Here is a 17,274-nt window from a genome sequence, read left to right as displayed (position 1 = left end):
CTAGCCCGCGAGGACGACCTTGCCGAGTTCCGCGGGCTCCGACAGCAACGAGTGCCGGGGTAGGACCCGGACGTTGTAGCCGGCCGGGCCCGCGTGCGGCAACGTCACCGCGGCCGCGTACCGGTCATCACCGATGGGCTTCATCGACGCGGTGACGAAGTCGTGCAGCACGTCGTTGTCGTCGACCCGGCCCACCACGACCTCGACGTCCACATCGGACGGATCGAGACCGGCCAGGTCCACCCTGGCGCGCACCGTGACCTGCCCGCCGAGCAGCGGCGTCCCGTGATCCACCGACATCTCGGTGTCACCGACCCGCACCCGGTTCCAGGCCGCCTGCAACCGGCTCCGGTAGTCGGCCAGCTCCCGCGCACCGCGGAAGTCGTCGTCGAACATCGCGCGCGCCGACTGCGCGGCGGGCGTGTAGTGCCCGTCGACGTACTCGCGGATCATGCGCGACGCCTGCACCCGCGGCCCCAGGGTCGCCAGGGTGTGGCGGACCATCGACATCCACTTGCCCGGCACGCCATCGCTGTTGCGCTCGTAGTACATCGGCGCCACGTGCTCGGACATCAGCTCGTACAACGCCGCGGCTTCCAGGTCGTCGCGCCGGTTGGGGTCGCTGACGCCGTCGGCCGTGGGGATCGCCCACCCGTTGCGGCCGTCGTACATCTCGTCCCACCAGCCGTCGCGCACCGACAGGTTCAGCACGCCGTTGAGCGCGGCCTTCATCCCCGACGTCCCGCACGCCTCCAACGGCCGCACCGGGTTGTTCAGCCACACGTCGCAGCCCGACACCAGGTAGCGGGCCAGCGACATGTCGTAGTCCGGCAGGAACACGATGCGGTGCCGCACGTCGGCGCCGTCAGCGAAGCGCACGATCCGCTGGATCATCGCCTTGCCTCCCTCGTCCGCCGGGTGGGACTTGCCCGCCACCACGATCTGCACCGGACGCTCGGAATCCAGCAGCAGCTCCCGCAACCGGTCGGTGTCGCGCAGCATCAGCGTCGCCCGCTTGTAGGTGGGAACCCTTCGCGCGAAACCGATGGTGAGCACCTCGGGGTCGAAAACCGAGTCGCACCAGCCCAGTTCCAGGTCCGAGGCGCCGCGCTGCTGCCAGGCGACGCGCAACCTGCGCCGCACCTCGTCGATCAAGCGCTGGCGCAGCGAGCACCGGAGCTCCCACAGCAGCGAATCGCTCACCGGCTCCATGCCGCGCAACCCGGCACCGCTGTCCATCTCGGACTCGCCGAGCAACTTGCCCAGTTCACGCGCGGACCAGGTCGGCCCGTGCACCCCGTTGGTGACCGAGCGGATCGGGACCTCCTCGACCCCGAACCCCGGCCAGAGGTTGCGGAACATCTTGCGGATCACTTCGCCGTGCAGCTCCGAGACCCCGTTCGCGCGCTGCGCCAGCCGCAGGCCCATGTGCGCCATGTTGAACATGCCCGGGTTGTCCTCGGCACCCAGCGCCAGCACTCGGTCCGCGGGCACCCCCGGCAGCAGCGGCTGCTGGGAACCGTCGTCGAAGTAGCGGCGCACCAGGTCCACCGGGAACCGGTCGATCCCGGCCGGGACCGGGGTGTGCGTGGTGAACACCGTCCCGGCCCGGACAGCGGCCGTGGCCTGGTCGAAGTTCAGCCCGGGGTCGGTCTGCAGCTCCCTGATGCGCTCCAGCCCCAGGAAACCGGCGTGCCCCTCGTTGGTGTGGAAGACCTCGGGCTGCGGGTGCCCGGTGAGCCGGCAGTAGGCCCGCACGGCCCGCACCCCGCCGACACCGGCGAGGATCTGCTGGCGGATCTTGTGCTCGGCGTCGCCGCCGTAGAGGCGGTCGGTGGTGCCGCGCAGCTCGTCGTCGTTGTCCGGCAGATCGCTGTCCAGCAGCAGCAGCGGAACCCGTCCGACCTGCGCCTTCCACACCCTGGCGTGCAGCGTGCGGGCGGCGGGCATGGCGACCTTGACCACCACCGGGCGGTCGTCCTCGTCGGTGAGCACCTCCAGAGGCAACCCGCGCGGATCGATCACCGGGTAGTGCTCGACCTGCCAGCCCTCCGAGGACAGGCCCTGCCGGAAGTAGCCGGAGCGGTACAGCAGACCGACCCCGATCAGGGGAACCCCCAAGTCGGAGGCCGACTTGAGGTGGTCGCCCGCGAGCACGCCGAGCCCGCCGGAGTAGTTCGGCAGCGCCTCGGTGAGGCCGAACTCCATGGAGAAGTAGGCGATCGACGCCGGGAGTCCCGCGCCCTCGTCCTGACGCTGCTGGTACCAGCGGGGCACCGTGAGGTACCGGCGCAGATCGTCGCCCACCGCGCGGGTGCGCGCCAAGAAGTCCTCGTCGGCCGCCAGCTGCCGCAACCGCTCGGCGGGCACCTCCGAGAGCAGGCGCAGCGGATCCGCCCCCACCGAGGCCCACACCTGCGGGTCGACCGCCGAGAACAGGTCCTGCGTGGGCGGATGCCACGCCCAGCGCAGGTTCGTCGCCAACTTGCCCAGCGGGCTGAGCGGCTCGGGCAGGTGGGCCCGGACGGTAAAGCGGTGGACGGCTCTCACGGGAGCGGACCATATCTCGCGCGACGCGCTCGTGTGCGATGTGCACCCGACGCCCGCACCCACCCCGAGGTGGGTGGGAAGCTGGGGCGCGTGCGTGCATTCGGACTTGTCGCGGTGACCATCGGGCTGATCATCAGCGCCTGCACGACGCCCGTCGAGCAGGCGCCGCATGTGTCGGAACCCACGGTCGATCCGGCGTTCGTGCACGGCACGGACCGCGGTGAGACGGACCGCCTGGCGGCCACCGTCGTCACCGACGTCCAGCGATACTGGGCGCACGCCTACCCCGAGACCTTCGGCTCGCCCTGGCGGGACCTCGACGGAGGGTTCTTCTCGGTCGACACCGGCGGCACCGGCACCGCCCCGCCCTGCGCCTCCGAACCGCGGGAGGTCGAGGGCAACGCGTACTACTGCCAGTCCGTGGACGCCATCGCCTGGGACCGCGCCGCGCTGCTGCCGGTGCTGCGCGAGCACTACGGGGACACGGCGGTGGCGGTGGTGCTGGCCCACGAGATCGGGCACGCGGTGCAGCAGCGAGCCGGGCTCGCCGAGGGCGAACCGCTGCGGCTGGAAGCGATGGCCGACTGCTACGCGGGCTCCTTCCTGCGATGGGTCTCCGACGGTCACGCGCCGCACCTGCGGACCGACCCGGACCGGCTCGACGACGCGCTGCGCGCCATCACCGTCTTCCGCGATCCGATCGGCACCTCCGGGCACGGCACCGCCTTCGACCGGGTGACGGCCTTCCAGCACGGCTTCACCGGAGGCCCCCGCGGTTGCACCCGGGTGTCCGAGAGCGACGTCGCCGAACCGGTCGACGACGACCCGAACGCTCCCTTGGAATCGGTCCTGGACACGGCGCCGATGGCTGAGCGATTCGGGACCGCGGTCGCAGACCTGGGCGGGCGATGGGTTCCCCCGGCCCGTTCCACCGGCTGCCCCGGCGCCGGCGGGCCGGTCGGTTTCTGCCCCTCTCCCCCGACGGTCACCGCCGATCCGGTGGCGCTGCGCCGCACCCACGACGACATCGGCGACCAGGCGGTCACCACCCTGCTGGCCTCCCGCTACGCCCTGGCGGCCCTGACCGAACTCGGCCACCGAGCGAGCGGCGCCGACATCGCCTGCCTGACCGGCGCGTTCACCGCGGAGCAGCCGCGGCTGTCGCCGGGCGACCTGGACGAGGCGGTGCAGGTCGTACTCGAATCCGAGGCGGCGTCCCGCGGCGGCGACGGCCCACCGCTGAGCGGTTTCGATCGGATCGCGGCCTTCGGAGACGGGGTGCGCTCCGGCTGGGGCGGGTGCGTGAGGTGAGCGTGGGAACCTTCCTGCCACCCGCGAAGGGCCTCCGACGAGATCGGCCGTGACGAAGATCGGTCACCCGATAGGCTGCTGCGCGAAGACCGGGCCGCGCGACCGGCCCACGGCGAACGAGTTCGGTACCGGCGGCGAGATGGGGCGCGTGTAGTGGTGGCGACGGCAAACCGGCGGCGGGGGCGGATCCTCGGCGCCGCGGTCTCGGTAATCGCCTGCGCGTCCCTGGTCAGCGGATGCGCACAGGTCATCAGCGGCGTTCCCACGACGCTGGGCGGCTATTCCACCAGCAGCGTGGCGGGGCTTCCCGCCGCCGACGGTCCGAGCGGACCGAAGGAAGGCGCCCCGCAGGCGCCGCTCCCGGTGGAGGGCACCGACAACGGCGAGATGGACAAGCTCGGCCGCAACGCCGTCGCCGACGTCGACGCCTACTGGGCGGAAGCCTTCCCGCAAGCGTTCGACGGCAAGAAGTTCGAGCCCGTCAAGCGCCTGATCTCCTACGACTCAGGTGCTCCCGGCGGGCAGCTGTGCAAGCAGAACACCGCGGGCATGGTCAACGCCTTCTACTGCCCGTCCGAGGACCTCGTCGCCTGGGATCGCGGGACTCTGCTGCCCGAGCTCAACAACAGCTTCGGGCCGCTGGCGGTCGTGACCGTGCTGGCCCACGAGATGGGCCACGCCGTGCAGCACAGGGCGGGCACCGTCGCGCAGAACGATCCCGTGATCGTGCTCGAGCAGCAGGCGGACTGCTTCACCGGCGCCTACTTCCGGCACGTCGCCGAGGGGTCCTCGCAGTACTTCCAGGTTTCCACGGGTTCGGGCCTCAACGAGGTCATGGGCGTGCTCAACTTCATCCGCGACTCCCCCGGATCCTCGGACTTCACCGGCAGCAACGCGCACGGCACGGCCTTCGACCGGGTCAGCGCCTTCCAGTTCGGCTTCAGCGACGGTCCCCAGCGCTGCGCGGAGATGACCAACGACGAGGTCAAGAAGCGCACGACGCTGTTCCAGAACTGGAAGCCCACCCAGCAGGAGACCGAGCTGCCCATCGACGACAAGAGCCTGAAGGCGGTCGAGGAGAGCCTGCACTCGGTGTTCCGGGACACCGGCGCCGAGCCGCCGAGGGTCATCGCCGAGCCCAGGACCTGCTCCGGTCGGCAACCGACCTCCCCGGCGTCGTTCTGCACCGAGACCAACACGATCTCGCTGAACGTTCCGGAGCTGCGCGAGATCGCCACACCGCCGAGCAAGGCGAGCCAGTCCGCGGGTTACGGCGATTTCGCGGCCTACGCGCAGATCGCTTCCCGGTACGCGCTGTCGGTGCAGAAGGCCGCCGGTTATTCCCTCGACGACGAGGCCGCCGGGTTGCGGACCGCGTGCATGGTCGGTGCGTGGAGCGGGCTGCTGGTGGAAGACCCGATCGGGCAGCGCAATCCCGTGGGCAAGCTGCGGATCGTGCCCGAGGACATCGACGAGGGCGTGTCCGCGTTGCTGGGCGAGGAGAGCCTGATCGCGGCGAACGCCAACGGCGATCAGGTCCCGGTCGGTTTCGCCAGGGTGGAGGCGTTCCGCGTCGGCGTGCAAGAAGGCCTGGCGCCCTGCACCACCAAGTACGACAGCTGAGCCCTTCGCTCAACCCCGCGGTGGGTCCGCGCGTCCCTCGAAGCATGAGCGGACAACGGGTTCTGGACTGGGACGGTCTCCTCAACGCTCGTGATCTGGGAGGTCTGCCCGCCGAGGGCGGGCGGATCCGCTGGGGAGCCGTGGTGCGCGCCGAACACCCCGCTGCGTTGACGGCTGCGGGCTGGGAAGGGCTGCGGCAGCACGGCGTGCGCACGATCATCGACCTGACCGGCCTGGACGAGGACGAAACCGACCGCGCACCGCGCCCGTCCGGCCTGACCACCGTCCGGGTCCCGCTGGAGGACAAGTCCGACACCGAGTTCTGGGACCGGTGGGGAGGGGCGTTCTCGTGCACTCCCCTCTACTACGAGCCGTTCCTGGACCGGTATCCGCGACTCGTGGCCGAGGTCGTCGCAGCGGTGGTCCACGCCGAACCCGGCGGTGTGCTGGTGCACTGCGGCGGCGGCCGGGACCGCACCGGGCTGATCGCCCTGGTCCTGTTGGCGTCGGTCGGGGTGAGCGCGCAGGACATCGCCGAGGACTACGCGATCAGCCACCAGCGCCGCGCGGAGCTGTGCTCCGCGGCCGGTCTGGGCGATGACACCCCGAAGATCCGGGAGTTCCTCGCCCAGCACGACGCCACCGAACGCGGCCTCCTCGACGAGATCGTCAACGGCCGCGACTTCGCCGACTACCTGCGCACGTCCGGCCTCGGCGACGAGGGCCTGGCGACCCTGCGCGAGCGCCTCGTGGCCCCGGCCTGACGGTTCGTGGAGGAAGGGAACCCTTCGCCCACCAACCACGATCGCCCTCCCCACCGGTTCGGCGGAGAGGGCGATCGGTGGGAAAGATCAGAACAGCGCGCTGGCCAGGTTGCGGCGTGCCTTGGCGACCCGCTCGTCACCCTCGGGGAAGATCTCGAACATCTCGACCAGGTGCGTGCGGACCCGGTTGCGATCGTCGCCCGAAGTGCGTTTGACCGCCTGGATCAGGCGCGTGAAGCCTTCGTCGACCTTGCCGAAGGCGACCTCCGCGTCAGCGGCCGCGATCTGGGCGTCGAGGTCGTCCGGCGCGGTGTCGGCGCGCTCGATCGCCGACGGGTCGGCCTGCTCGGCGCGGGCCATGAAGCGCACCTGCATGAGGGCGGCCTTGGCCTGCTCGTTGTTCGGCTCGCTGTCGAGGATCTGCTGGTAGGCGGCCTCGGCGGCGGCGAAGTCGCCCTGCTCCAAGGCGTCCTCGGCGGCGGTGAACCGCGGGTCCTCGGGCTCCTCCTCGGGCTCGGCCTCGGAAGCGCCCTCCTCGGCTGCCCGGATTCCGGGAAGCTGGTCGCGCAGGGCGTTGAGCAGGGAGCTGATCCACTCCCGGAGCTGCGGCTCGGGCTGCGCGCCGGCGAAGCCGTCGACCGGCTGCCCTCCGGCCACCGCGATCACCATCGGCACCGACTGCACCTGGAACAGCTGCGCGATCCGCGGGTTCGCGTCGACGTCGATCTTCGCCAGCACCCAAGCACCGTTGCCCTCGCGGGCGAGCTTCTCCAGCGCCGGGGAGAGCTGCTTGCACGGCTCGCACCAGGTGGCCCACAGGTCGACGACGACCGGTACCTGCATGGACCGCTCGACGACCTCGGCCTGGAAGTCGGCCTCGGTGACCTCGATGATCGCCGGGTGCGCTTGCCCGGCCGCACCGTCACCGCCACCGCTGGGCGGCTGCGCTGCGGAATTGGCTGCGGCCTCGGCACGGCTCTTGAGTGCCGACAGGTCGACTGCGCCCGCCATCGCGGCGGACATCGCTGCTGCGTTCTGGCGTGGATCCGGCCTCGTCACAGTTCCATCCTGACACGTCCGACCAGCGGCGTGGCGCGTGGGCGTGCGATGAGGGGAACCTTTCTCGCACCACCCGCCCCAAGGTCACGTACGGGCGGCGAAGTGGTCACCGAATGCGCTCATCCGGACACGCCGAAGCCCCAAAGATCAATTCGAATCGGTGAACGAAGCCACACGAACAGGTGGTGTAGGCGATCAAACCCTCATGTCCTCCGGTGGTGATCGCCGAAGAGGACACAGAGCCTGCGAGGGACTGCGGTCGTCTCGCGGGCTGCGGGGTCTCTCGTGGGGGACCTTCGGCCAGTAGTTCAACGAGAGGTTCGAAAAAGTGCGTATTGCAACCCGTGTTGCCGGTGCCGCCGGCGTCGCCGCCCTCAGCATCGTGACCCTGGGCAGCACCGCGTTCGCGGACACCGCCGACAACGACGGCGTCAACCTGCTGGACGACAACAACATCAGCGCCGTGCCGGTGCAGGCCTGCGGCAACAACGTTGGTGCCGTCGTGGGTCTGGTCGTCCCGGTTCTGTCGCCGCAGAACGCCGAGTGCGTCAACGCCCCGGTGGTCGACCACCCGCAGGGCTGACGTCAGTCGAGCATGACGTGATCACGGGGATGGTGTCGACGAGGACACCATCCCCGTTTCGCGTTCACCTACTGTTCTCGAAGATGTTGCTCCACCCGCTCGACCTTGGACCGCAGCTGCCCGGAGTGCCCGGGACGGATGTCGGCCTTGAGCACCAGGCTGGTCCGCGGGGAGTGCGCCGAAACCGCCTCGGTGGCGCGCTTGACCACGTCCATGACCTCGTCCCACTCGCCCTCGATCGTGGTGAACATCGAGGTCGTCTCGTGCGGCAGACCGGAATCTCGCACCACCTTCACCGCGGCGGCCACCGCCTCGCTGACACTGTCGCTCTCACCAGCCCCGCTCGGGGCAACACTGAAGGCCACCAGCACGTCTGCTCCCATCGGTTCGTCCACGTCACATGAGTCCCGGAACCAGTAGTAGCAGCACAGCCCTCAGACGTGCTCGGTCTCGCTGCTAGCGTCGGACGCTATGAGCTCCCGTGGTCCACTGCCCTTCGACCCCATCGCGCGCGCGGCCGAGACCTGGGCAGAGCGGATCGGCCCGTCCACGACGATGGCCGCGGTGACCAGCGTGATGCGCGTGCAGCAGATCCTGCAGTCCGCCGTCGACAACGCCCTGCGCGCGCACAACCTGACCTTCGCCCGCTACGAAGCCCTCGTGCTGCTCACGTTCTCCAAGCGCGGCAGCCTGCCGATGCGCGTCATGGGCGACCGGCTCCAGCTGCACCCCACCAGCGTGACCAACATCGTCGACAGGCTCGAGCAGGACGGCCTGGTCCGGCGCGTTCCCCACCCCACCGACCGGCGCACCACCCTGGTGGAGATCACCGAGGAGGGCCGGAACCTGATGCAGAAGGCGACCGACGCGGTCACCGAGATCGACTTCGGCCTGGGCGGCATCACCGAGCGCCAGACCCAGCAGCTCACCGAACTGCTCGGCAAGGTCCGCCACGCGGCCGGTGACTTCTAGTTCAGCTCCTTGAGCGCGTAGCGCACCTGGCCCCAGAACGTCGGGGCGTCGGAGTCGGGCTCGGTGAGCATCCCGCGGCGGTGGGCCCAGCGCTCGAACCACACCGTGGCCAGCGGCGGCACCGAGGCCACCAGCGCGAACGCCAACGGCCAGAAGCGCCAGCGCAACGGGCTGAACACGATCAGGGTGGTCACCACGTAGGCGGTGAACAGGGCCCCGTGGACCGAACCCATGATCGTCACGCCCAGCGGCATCCCGAGCCCGTACTTGAACGCCATCGCCACCAGCAGTCCCGCCCAGGAGAACGCTTCGGCGATCGCGACCAGCCGGAACCACCCGCCATAGCTACGCGGCACGTCGACCCCACTTCCGATTGCACGGCACCTCAGAGCGAGTGTGCCCGGTGGCGCGCGTCACGGAGACGCCGGAGTCGTCTGCTCGTCGACCCAGGACAGGTAATCGGGGTTCCCGCCGACGATCGGCGTCGCGATGATCTCGGGCACGTCGTACCCGTGGTTGGCCCTCAGATGCCCGACCAGGGCGTCCAGCCGACCGCTGGAGGTCTTGATCTGCAGCTGCCACTCCGGGTCGTCCTGCGCCGCGCCGTCCCACACGTAGAAGCTGCGGATCGGCACGACCTGAACGCACGCCCCCAGCCGGGCTTCCACGACGCCCCGCGCGAGCTCCGCGGCGGACTCCTCGGAGTCGGTGGTGGTCACCACCTGCACATGATCAGCCATGCCACCAGGGTATCGGGGTGAGCGGAGCGAGGAGGGGAACCTTTCGCGCACCGCGGTGGCAGGAAGGTTCCCCTCCTCGCCTCAGCGCCGCGCCCCGCGCAGCAGGTTCGCCTCGGTGCTCAGGTAGTTGTCCCGGTAGTCCAGGCGAGGGGTGTCGGAGAACAGCAGCCAGTAGTACTTCATCTGCTCCGACCACCAATAGCCCGGACAGGTGTCCTCTTGGGACGGTGGCGTGGCGGTGACGTCGGTCAGGGACGCGAAGCCGTAGTTCGTCTTCGACGTGGCCACCATGTTCTCGAAGTGGGTGTGGGCGCGTTCGCGGAACACCTCGTCGCCGGTGGCCAGCCACAGCATCAGCGCGGAGTCGGCGAACTCCGGACGCAGGGCGTTGTCGACGCGGGTGGCGGTCATCGTCGAGTAGTCCACGGAGGTCGGGATCACCCCGAACCGTTCCTGCACCGCGGTGAACGCGTCGTGATAGGCGCGCCCTTCGGCGACGTGACCGGATTCGGCGAGCAGCCCGGCGTAGAAGCCGGCGAGGACGCTCTGCTCCCGGCTGAGGACCTCCCCGGTGAAGGCGTCCACCTGCGGGAACCACAGCAGCCCGTCGTGCCGTTCGGCCTGCTTCGACAGGATCGCGTCGGTGAGCGTGTCGTACCACTGCTTGAGCTCGGGGTCGCCGAAGAGCCGGTACCCGTCCCAGAGGTACTCGTAGTAGGAGTCCCCGGGCGGGCCGATCGTCGCCTGGCGGTTCCGCCACTGCCCGGTCTCGGCGTTGATGTCGTGCGGCAGCAGGCCGAGTTCGGTGCGCTTGTCGTAGACGACGCGCATCGCTCGTTTCGCCAGGTCGTAATAGCGGTTGTCACCGGTCCACTGCGAGAGCACGCCGAATTCGGCGATGTAGGTGCCGATCTCGACGATGTTGGTCTCGGGGTCGCTGACCGCCCCGCTCGCCAGGTTCACGTACCGGTAGGGCAAGCCGGTCGGGGATTCGGTGAAGGCCGGCAGCAGCCGGTCGGCGACGTCCTTGGCGCGTTCGAGCAGCCGCTGATCACCCGTGCAGTGGTAGGCGGCGGCCAGACCCCCGACCATGCGGATGTTGGTCTCGAATACCTGGAAGGGAGCGTCGACGTCGAAGTCCAGGTCGTCGACGATCCACTGCACGGCCCGGGCGACTTCGGCGTCCGCCTCCATCAGCCACAGCGTGTCCACCGCTTCGACGAGGCTCAGCCCGACGGAATGACCCTCGACGAAGAAATCTTCCCTGCCACCCGAGATCGGCTTGATGTGGTCGGCGCCGAGGGCGCGTTCGACGTACTGGCGCCACGCCCACAGGTATTCCTCGCGAACGGCATCGGCGACCGGTTTCCAATCCCGCCGCGCCGACCCCGGCACCGACGTGGTCGCGAACATCCCGCCTGCGGCGGCGACCGCGCCCAACGCGCGCAACACAGACCTTCTGGACATGCCTGGAAGCATCGTCTTCTCCGCACCTAGACAACCTTGTCAAGCCACGCGAGCCCACCGTCGCGGCCCGTCGCGTTCGAGGTCAATGCGCAGCGCCGTTCCTGTCGTTTTTGGTCACCGGCGGGCGCCGATCAGCGCACCGGTTGCGACCGTCGGAAGTCTTGACCGACCCCTCACCGAGGCCCTGAACCGCGAGGAAGGGAACCTTTCTGCCACCGCCCCACGACTGAAGGCCGCGTTCCCGGCCCGCCGCCGGCATTGGTCCGGGTGGCGCAAGACGGGCGGCCGAGCGCAGCAGAAGTGGAAGCCCAGCGTTGACAAAACGCTCGAACGTGAGGTCCAATCCGCTCCGCCATGACAACGTTGTCTGAGTCGAGAAACGTCCGCCGCGCCACCATGACCGATGTCGCGCGGCTGGCCGGCGTGAGCGTCAAAACGGTCTCCCGCGTCGTCAACGCCGAGGACGGCGTGCACCCGACGACCGCGCAGCGCGTGCTCTCCGCGATCGACCAGCTCGGCTTCCGCCGCAACGTCAGCGCCCGGAACCTGCGCCGCGGCACCGGGACCGGCACCCTCGGCCTGGTCCTGGAAGACCTGGCCAACCCCTTCTACTCGGTGCTGACCCGCGCCGTGGAGGAAGTCGCCCGCGTGCAGGGCAAGCAGGTGCTCACCGGGTCCTCCGACGAGGACCCGACGCGCGAGCGAGAGCTGGTGCTGGAGTTCTGCGCGCGCCGCGTCGACGGGCTGATCGTCGTTCCCGCAGGTCATCAGCACGGCTACATCTCCCACGAGATCAACGCGGGCACACCGGTGGTCTTCGTCGACCGCCCGCCGGGCAACCTCGTCGCCGACTCGGTGCTCATCGACAACGCCGGTGGGACCGCCCAGGCGGCCCGGCACCTCGCCGAGCACGGTCACCGCCGCATCGCCTTCCTCGGCGACGCCCCCGAGATCCACACCGCCGCCGAACGACTGCGCGGGTTCCGCGAAGGATGCGCGCAAGCCGGAGTGCCGTTCCAGTCCGACCTGGTCGTGATGGGCCCGCACACCGACGAGTCCGTCGCCGAGACCTTGTCGGGCCCGCTGCGCGAGGCCACCGCACTGGTCACCGGCAACAACCGGATCACCATTCACGCGCTGCGCGCGCTCGCGGGGCGGCCCTCTCGTCCGGCACTGGTCGGGTTCGACGACTTCGAGCTGGCCGACCTGCTGGACCCACCGATCACCGTGGTCACCCACGACACCTGGGCGTTGGGCAAGTCCGCGGCCGAGTTGCTGTTCGCGCGACTGGACGGCGACACGTCGCCACCCGGCCGCGTCGTCGTCCCGACCAGGCTGCTGGTCCGAGGTTCTGGAGAGGTAGTTCGTTGAGTTCCGTCCACAGTTCTTCATCCGCGCGAGCAACGGTGCTGCCGGCGAACCAGCCCCGGCAGTTCTACCGGGGTGGAGCGTCGATCGCCGCGCTGCGCGGCGGCGGAGATGACCGGGAGTTCGGCCCCGAAGACTGGGTCGCCTCCACCACCACCCGGTTCGGGCAGGACGAGTCCGGGCTGTCCCGGCTGCCCGACGGCCGGCTGCTGCGCGACGTGGTCAGCGCCGACCCGCAGTCCTGGCTGGGCGCCGATCACGTGTCGGCCTACGGCGAGAGCACCGCGCTGCTGGTGAAGCTGCTCGACGCCGGCCAGCGCCTGCCGGTCCACTGCCACCCCGACGACGTGTTCGCCAAGCAGCACCTGGGTTCTCGCTTCGGCAAGACCGAGGCGTGGATCGTGGTGGGCACCAGCGGCGCGAACCCCGTGGTGTACCTGGGGTTCCGCGATGACGTGACGCCCGAGACGGTGGCCGAGTGGGTGCGCACCCAGGACTCCTCGGCGATGCTGGGCTCGCTCAACGAGATCCCGGTCAAGCCCGGCGACACCGTGCACGTGCCCGCCGGGACTCCGCACGCCATCGGCGCCGGGGTGTTCATCGTCGAACTGCAGCAGCCCACCGACTTCTCGATCACCCTGGAGTGGCAGGGATTCCTGACCGACGCCGAAGGCGCGTTCCTCGGCCTGGAGACCGCCACCGCCCTGGAGACGGTCAACCACTCCGGTTTCGACGACGCCCTCCTGGCATCGCTGATCAAGCGCACCGGCGACCTGGGTGAAGGACGCGTTCCCCTCCTGGCCGAGGACGCGGCCCCGTTCTTCCGCGCCGACCGCCTGCACGGTTCGGCCGAACTCGACCCGTCCTTCGGCGTGCTCATCGTCCTCGACGGCAGCGGAGAACTGCACTGCGCGAGCGGTTCCCCCCTGCCGCTGCGGCGCGGAGCCACCGCCGTCGTTCCGCACGCCGCCGGGCAGACCCGCTTGGAAGGCGACCTCACCACCGTGCTGTGCAGACCACCATCAGCGGGGAGCCACGCATGACCGAACCACTTCTCGAAGCACGTGATCTCGTCAAGCGCTACGGCAGCGTGGAAGCGCTGCGAGGGGCCTCCTTCACCGTGCACCCGGGCGAGGTGGTCGCGCTCATCGGTGACAACGGTGCGGGCAAGTCGACCCTGGTGAAGTGCCTGTCCGGGGTGGAGCAGCCGGATTCCGGCCAGATCCTGGTCGACGGCGAGCCCGTGTCGCTGGACTCCCCGACCGCCGCGCGCGGTCACGGCATCGAAACCGCCTACCAGGACCTAGCCGTGGCGCCGGACCTGGACCCGGCCGCGAACCTGTTCCTGGGCCGCGAGCTCCGGCGTCCGGGCCTGCTCGGCAAGCTCGGAATGCTCGACAAGGCCAAGATGCGCGCCGAAGCCACCGAGCAGTTCGCCACGTTCGGCGTCTCGCTTCCCGACCTGTCCGTGCCGATCGGTGCGCTCTCGGGCGGTCAGCGCCAGAGCGTCGCGGTGGCCCGGTCGGTGGCGTGGGCGAGCCGGCTGGTGTTCCTCGACGAGCCGACCGCCGCGCTGGGCGTGGTGCAGCGCGAACGCGTCCTCGACGTCGTCCGCCGGGTTCGCGACACCGGCATGGCCGTCGTCCTGATCAGCCACAACATGCCCGAGGTGCTCTCGGTCGCCGACCGCGTCGAAGTGCTGCGACTGGGCAGCCGGGTCGCCCGGTTCAACGCCGCCGAAGCCAAGCTGGAGGACCTGGTCGGTGCGATGACCGGGGCCCTGTCCCAGGAGGACGCGAGCTGATGTCCACTTCGCAGAAGACCTCCGCCGACAAGCCTGTTCAGCAGACCCCCGACGAGCCCGCCGTGAGCCTGCGCTCCCGGTTGGCCGGATCCAACACGGTGTGGACCGGGCTGGTGCTGGTGGTGCTGTGCGCGCTGTTCAGCGCACTGCGCCCGGACGCGTTCCTGACCCTGTTCAACGTGCAGAACCTGCTGGTGCAGGCCGCACCGCTGCTGATGCTCGCGGTGGGCATGACCTTCGTGATCATCACCTCCGGCATCGACCTGTCGGTCGGTTCGGTGCTGGTGTTCGCCGGGGTCGTCTCGGCCATGACCATGGAAGCGCTCAGCGGCGGCGACGCCACCTCCGCGGGCTGGGGCGTCATCGCGATCGGCCTGGTGGCGGCGCTGATCGGCGGCGCGGCGTGGGGACTGCTCAACGGGCTGCTGGTCGCGGTGGCCCGAGTGCCCGCGCTGATCGTCACGCTCGGCTCGTTCGGTGCGGCGCTGGGTGCCGCGCAGCTGCTGACCAACGGCATCGACGTGCGCACGGTTCCCGCCACCCTGCGCACCACGCTCGGCACGGGCACGTCCTTCGGCGTGGTGCCGAACCTGGTGATCCTGGCCGCGATCATCACGCTGCTGGCGATGTGGCTGCTGCACACCACCGCTTTCGGCCGCTACACCTACGCGATCGGCTCGAACTCCGAAGCCGCGCGGCGCAGCGGCATCAAGGTCACCCGCCACCTCATCGCGGTCTACACGCTCACCGGCGTGCTGGCCGGGTTGGCGGGCTTCATGTCACTGGCCTACTTCGGCACGACCACGATCAGCGGCCACAGCAACGACAACCTCAACTCGATCGCCGCAGTGGTGCTGGGCGGCACCAGCCTGTTCGGCGGCATCGGGACGATTCTGGGCAGTGTCATCGGCGTTTTCATCCCGGCGGTGCTCGACGCCGGGTTCGTGATGGCCGGTGTTCGCCCGTTCTGGCAGCCGATCGCCGTCGGGGCGGTCCTGGTCGCCGCGGTCTACCTGGACCAGCGCCGGCGTCGAGCCCGCAACAACCGTTGAACCAAATCCTTTGAAACCCAAGCCTTTTTCAACACAGAGTCGTGTGGAGGTTGTTTCGATGAGAACGCACAAGGGGCTGTTGGCGCTCGGCGCCGCGGCGCTGCTGCTGGCCGGCTGCGGTTCCGGGCAGATCGGTGGCACCGGCGGGCAGACCGACCCGAACAACAAGAACCTCGCGCTGATCACCGGGCAGCGCGGTGAGCCGTTCTACGTCTCCATCGAATGCGCGGCGCAGCAGGAAGCCGCGGCGCAGGGTTATCAGCTCAACGTGCAGGCTCCGGAGAAGTTCGAGCAGGCGGAGCAGTCGCAGATCCTCGGCGGCATCGTCGCCAGCAAGCCGGGCTCGGTGATCATCGCCCCGACCGACGACAAGGCCCTGGCCGCGCCGCTGCAGCAGGCGAAGGGCAACGGCATCCAGGTCGTGGAGGTCGACACCGCGCTGGAGGACCGCTCCATCGCGGTCACGTCGCTGTCCTCGGACAACTACGCCGGCGGGCAGTTGGCGGCGCAGACCCTGGTGCAGCTGCTGGGTGGCAAGCCGGGCTCGGTGCTGGCCCTCAACACCAAGGCGGGCACCTCCACGACGGACGAGCGCGCCAAGGGCTTCGAGGAGGAGATCGCCAAGCACCCGAACCTGAAGCTGCTGCCGACCCAGTACACCGAGAACGAGCCGGCCACGGCCGCGCAGATCGTGTCCTCGACGCTGGCGGCCAACCCCGACCTGGTGGGCGTGTTCGGCACGAACCTCAACACGGGTGAGGGCGCGGGCACGGCGCTGTCCAACGCGGGCAAGTCCGGTCAGGTGCAGCTGGTGGGCTTCGACGCGAGCCCGAAGCAGGTCGACGACCTGCGCAACGGTCGGGTGCAGGCCCTCATCGCCCAGAACCCGGGCAAGATCGGCCAGGAGGGCGTCAAGCGCGCCATCGCGGCGATCAAGGGACAACCCGTCGAGCGGGAGACGAAGACGGAGATGATCTCCATCACCCGCGACAACCTGGACCAGCAGGCCCAGTACTTCTACAAGTCGCAGTGCTGAGCCGTTGATCGGTTGGTGCCCGTCTCGTCCCAGGCGAGGCGGGCACCGGCGTTCCGGCGCCCTCCGCGCGGCCGCGAGCATGGGAACCTTTCGCTCAGCGCTGTGCATCACCGCAGGTCGCGGTTACGGTGGGGTCATGGCCGCAATCGGTGAGATGTTCCCCGGTCGCAAGCTCAAGCACGAGGGCGACCAGGACGGCGTGTCCCGTGACCACGACCCGGGTGGTCCGCTGGACCTGGACCGGGGCGTGGTGTTCCTCGCTCCCCGCGCAACCGCAGCGGAGGAAGAACCGGACGAAGACCGGCCGGAGTGACGCCCCCTCCCCCGGCAGAATCCGCAGCGCAATCACAGAGTTGTCGCGGATCCGGTAGATCACGCACCGCAGCCGGTCGTCTCCGCTACTGTGCCACGGGCAGTTGACGCATTCGCTCGAAAGAGTCTTGATGCATCACTGCCCGTTGGTCGTGGCAGAAGGCGCTGTGCGCGCGTGATCGAAACAAGGGGGATGCCGTGCAGCCGAACAACCTGTCCGGGAGCGCAGCTCTCGAACAGACCGAGGCCGTCGAGGACGGCACCGCGCTGATCGGAAACCTCACCCCCTCAGGAGCCGGGAACCTCAGCCCGGCGCAGAAGCAAGCCGTGGCCCGCAAGATCGGCGAGGACTGGCAGCGCATCAGCTCCACCGTCGCCGAGCTGTTCGCCACCGGTGTTCCCAGCAACGATCCCCGGACCCAGCAGATCGTTCACGAGCACTACCAGTGGCTCGGCCATTTCTGGACGCCCGACCGCGCCTCCTACCTGCGGCTGGCCGAGATGTACGTCAACCAGCCGAAGTTCCGGCACCGCATCGAGCGGCGCAAGCCCAAGGGCATGGCCTCCTACCTCCGCGACGCCATGACCACCTACGCCTGGTCCCGCCTGCGCTGAACTCCGCCCGGGAGTGAC

General features: G+C 69.6%; 18 protein-coding genes. 12 read left to right on the top strand and 6 right to left on the bottom strand.

The window, feature by feature from the left end:
- Nucleotides 1-2,550 carry an alpha-glucan family phosphorylase gene (gene glgP / locus KBO27_RS15370; RefSeq protein WP_210970650.1) on the bottom strand — a complete coding sequence of 850 codons (2,550 nt, stop codon included), beginning with the start codon at nucleotides 2,548-2,550 and terminating at the stop codon, nucleotides 1-3.
- A 90-nt stretch (nucleotides 2,551-2,640) separates the two neighbouring features.
- Here glgP and KBO27_RS15365 point away from each other — a divergent pair, with 90 nt between their 5' ends.
- The 3 genes from KBO27_RS15365 to KBO27_RS15355 all read left to right on the top strand — a co-directional run bounded on the left by KBO27_RS15365 (nucleotide 2,641) and on the right by KBO27_RS15355 (nucleotide 6,248).
- Nucleotides 2,641-3,861 (top strand): neutral zinc metallopeptidase, encoded by a 1,221-nt coding sequence (locus KBO27_RS15365; RefSeq protein ID WP_307870426.1) that lies wholly within the window; start codon nucleotides 2,641-2,643, stop codon nucleotides 3,859-3,861.
- Nucleotides 3,862-4,017: 156 nt separating this feature from the next.
- Nucleotides 4,018-5,484 carry a neutral zinc metallopeptidase gene (locus KBO27_RS15360; RefSeq protein ID WP_307870425.1) on the top strand — a complete coding sequence of 489 codons (1,467 nt, stop codon included), beginning with the start codon at nucleotides 4,018-4,020 and terminating at the stop codon, nucleotides 5,482-5,484.
- 44 nt (nucleotides 5,485-5,528) lie between these two features.
- The gene (locus KBO27_RS15355) at nucleotides 5,529-6,248 is read left to right on the top strand and encodes a tyrosine-protein phosphatase (RefSeq protein ID WP_210970647.1); all 720 of its coding nucleotides are present in this window, start codon (nucleotides 5,529-5,531) and stop codon (nucleotides 6,246-6,248) included.
- 87 nt (nucleotides 6,249-6,335) lie between these two features.
- On the opposite strand, the gene KBO27_RS15350 is transcribed toward KBO27_RS15355, so the two are convergent.
- Nucleotides 6,336-7,271, bottom strand: coding sequence for a tetratricopeptide repeat protein (locus KBO27_RS15350; protein WP_210970646.1), 936 nt, complete (start codon nucleotides 7,269-7,271; stop codon nucleotides 6,336-6,338).
- Between the two features lie 364 nt (nucleotides 7,272-7,635).
- Between KBO27_RS15350 and KBO27_RS15345 the strand changes: the two genes are divergently transcribed.
- Nucleotides 7,636-7,890: a hypothetical protein gene (locus KBO27_RS15345; RefSeq protein ID WP_307870424.1), complete on the top strand. Its 255-nt coding sequence runs from the start codon at nucleotides 7,636-7,638 to the stop codon at nucleotides 7,888-7,890.
- 68 nt (nucleotides 7,891-7,958) lie between these two features.
- Here KBO27_RS15345 and KBO27_RS15340 read toward each other — a convergent pair whose 3' ends face one another.
- Entirely contained in the window at nucleotides 7,959-8,261 is a 303-nt protein-coding gene (locus KBO27_RS15340) for an MTH1187 family thiamine-binding protein (RefSeq protein ID WP_210970703.1), read from the bottom strand.
- 100 nt (nucleotides 8,262-8,361) lie between these two features.
- Between KBO27_RS15340 and KBO27_RS15335 the strand changes: the two genes are divergently transcribed.
- Nucleotides 8,362-8,862 carry a MarR family winged helix-turn-helix transcriptional regulator gene (locus tag KBO27_RS15335; protein WP_132672322.1) on the top strand — a complete coding sequence of 167 codons (501 nt, stop codon included), beginning with the start codon at nucleotides 8,362-8,364 and terminating at the stop codon, nucleotides 8,860-8,862.
- Here the strand turns inward: KBO27_RS15335 and KBO27_RS15330 are convergent.
- From KBO27_RS15330 to KBO27_RS15320, 3 genes are all read right to left on the bottom strand, one after another.
- Nucleotides 8,859-9,218 (bottom strand): DUF3817 domain-containing protein, encoded by a 360-nt coding sequence (locus KBO27_RS15330; protein WP_307870423.1) that lies wholly within the window; start codon nucleotides 9,216-9,218, stop codon nucleotides 8,859-8,861. The genes KBO27_RS15335 and KBO27_RS15330 overlap by 4 nt on opposite strands.
- Before the next feature lie 57 nt (nucleotides 9,219-9,275).
- Nucleotides 9,276-9,602, bottom strand: a complete 327-nt coding sequence (cutA, locus tag KBO27_RS15325; RefSeq protein WP_210970645.1) for a divalent-cation tolerance protein CutA — start codon at nucleotides 9,600-9,602, stop codon at nucleotides 9,276-9,278.
- Nucleotides 9,603-9,683: 81 nt separating this feature from the next.
- The gene (locus KBO27_RS15320; RefSeq protein ID WP_210970644.1) at nucleotides 9,684-11,069 is read right to left on the bottom strand and encodes a glycoside hydrolase family 47 protein; all 1,386 of its coding nucleotides are present in this window, start codon (nucleotides 11,067-11,069) and stop codon (nucleotides 9,684-9,686) included.
- Nucleotides 11,070-11,465: 396 nt separating this feature from the next.
- Between KBO27_RS15320 and KBO27_RS15315 the strand changes: the two genes are divergently transcribed.
- The 7 genes from KBO27_RS15315 to KBO27_RS15285 all read left to right on the top strand — a co-directional run bounded on the left by KBO27_RS15315 (nucleotide 11,466) and on the right by KBO27_RS15285 (nucleotide 17,256).
- Complete coding sequence (locus tag KBO27_RS15315) at nucleotides 11,466-12,440, top strand: LacI family DNA-binding transcriptional regulator (protein ID WP_210970701.1); 975 nt, start codon at nucleotides 11,466-11,468, stop codon at nucleotides 12,438-12,440.
- A 35-nt stretch (nucleotides 12,441-12,475) separates the two neighbouring features.
- Complete coding sequence (locus KBO27_RS15310; RefSeq protein ID WP_210970643.1) at nucleotides 12,476-13,480, top strand: class I mannose-6-phosphate isomerase; 1,005 nt, start codon at nucleotides 12,476-12,478, stop codon at nucleotides 13,478-13,480.
- Entirely contained in the window at nucleotides 13,477-14,241 is a 765-nt protein-coding gene (locus tag KBO27_RS15305) for an ATP-binding cassette domain-containing protein (RefSeq protein ID WP_210970642.1), read from the top strand. The genes KBO27_RS15310 and KBO27_RS15305 overlap by 4 nt, the downstream gene beginning before the upstream one ends.
- The gene (locus KBO27_RS15300; RefSeq protein WP_210970641.1) at nucleotides 14,241-15,293 is read left to right on the top strand and encodes an ABC transporter permease; all 1,053 of its coding nucleotides are present in this window, start codon (nucleotides 14,241-14,243) and stop codon (nucleotides 15,291-15,293) included. Before KBO27_RS15305 ends, KBO27_RS15300 begins: the two co-directional genes overlap by 1 nt.
- A gap of 58 nt (nucleotides 15,294-15,351) precedes the next feature.
- Complete coding sequence (locus KBO27_RS15295; RefSeq protein WP_210970640.1) at nucleotides 15,352-16,329, top strand: ABC transporter substrate-binding protein; 978 nt, start codon at nucleotides 15,352-15,354, stop codon at nucleotides 16,327-16,329.
- 136 nt (nucleotides 16,330-16,465) lie between these two features.
- On the top strand, nucleotides 16,466-16,642 hold the full coding sequence (locus KBO27_RS15290; RefSeq protein WP_165944508.1) for a hypothetical protein: 177 nt from the start codon (nucleotides 16,466-16,468) through the stop codon (nucleotides 16,640-16,642).
- A 197-nt stretch (nucleotides 16,643-16,839) separates the two neighbouring features.
- Nucleotides 16,840-17,256, top strand: a complete 417-nt coding sequence (locus KBO27_RS15285; RefSeq protein WP_210970639.1) for a TipAS antibiotic-recognition domain-containing protein — start codon at nucleotides 16,840-16,842, stop codon at nucleotides 17,254-17,256.
- Nucleotides 17,257-17,274 lie beyond the last annotated feature (18 nt).

This window comes from Saccharopolyspora endophytica, from assembly GCF_018070075.1.
Taxonomy (GTDB): Bacteria; Actinomycetota; Actinomycetes; order Mycobacteriales; family Pseudonocardiaceae; genus Saccharopolyspora; species Saccharopolyspora endophytica.
This window is presented reverse-complemented; position numbering and strand designations above follow the sequence as displayed.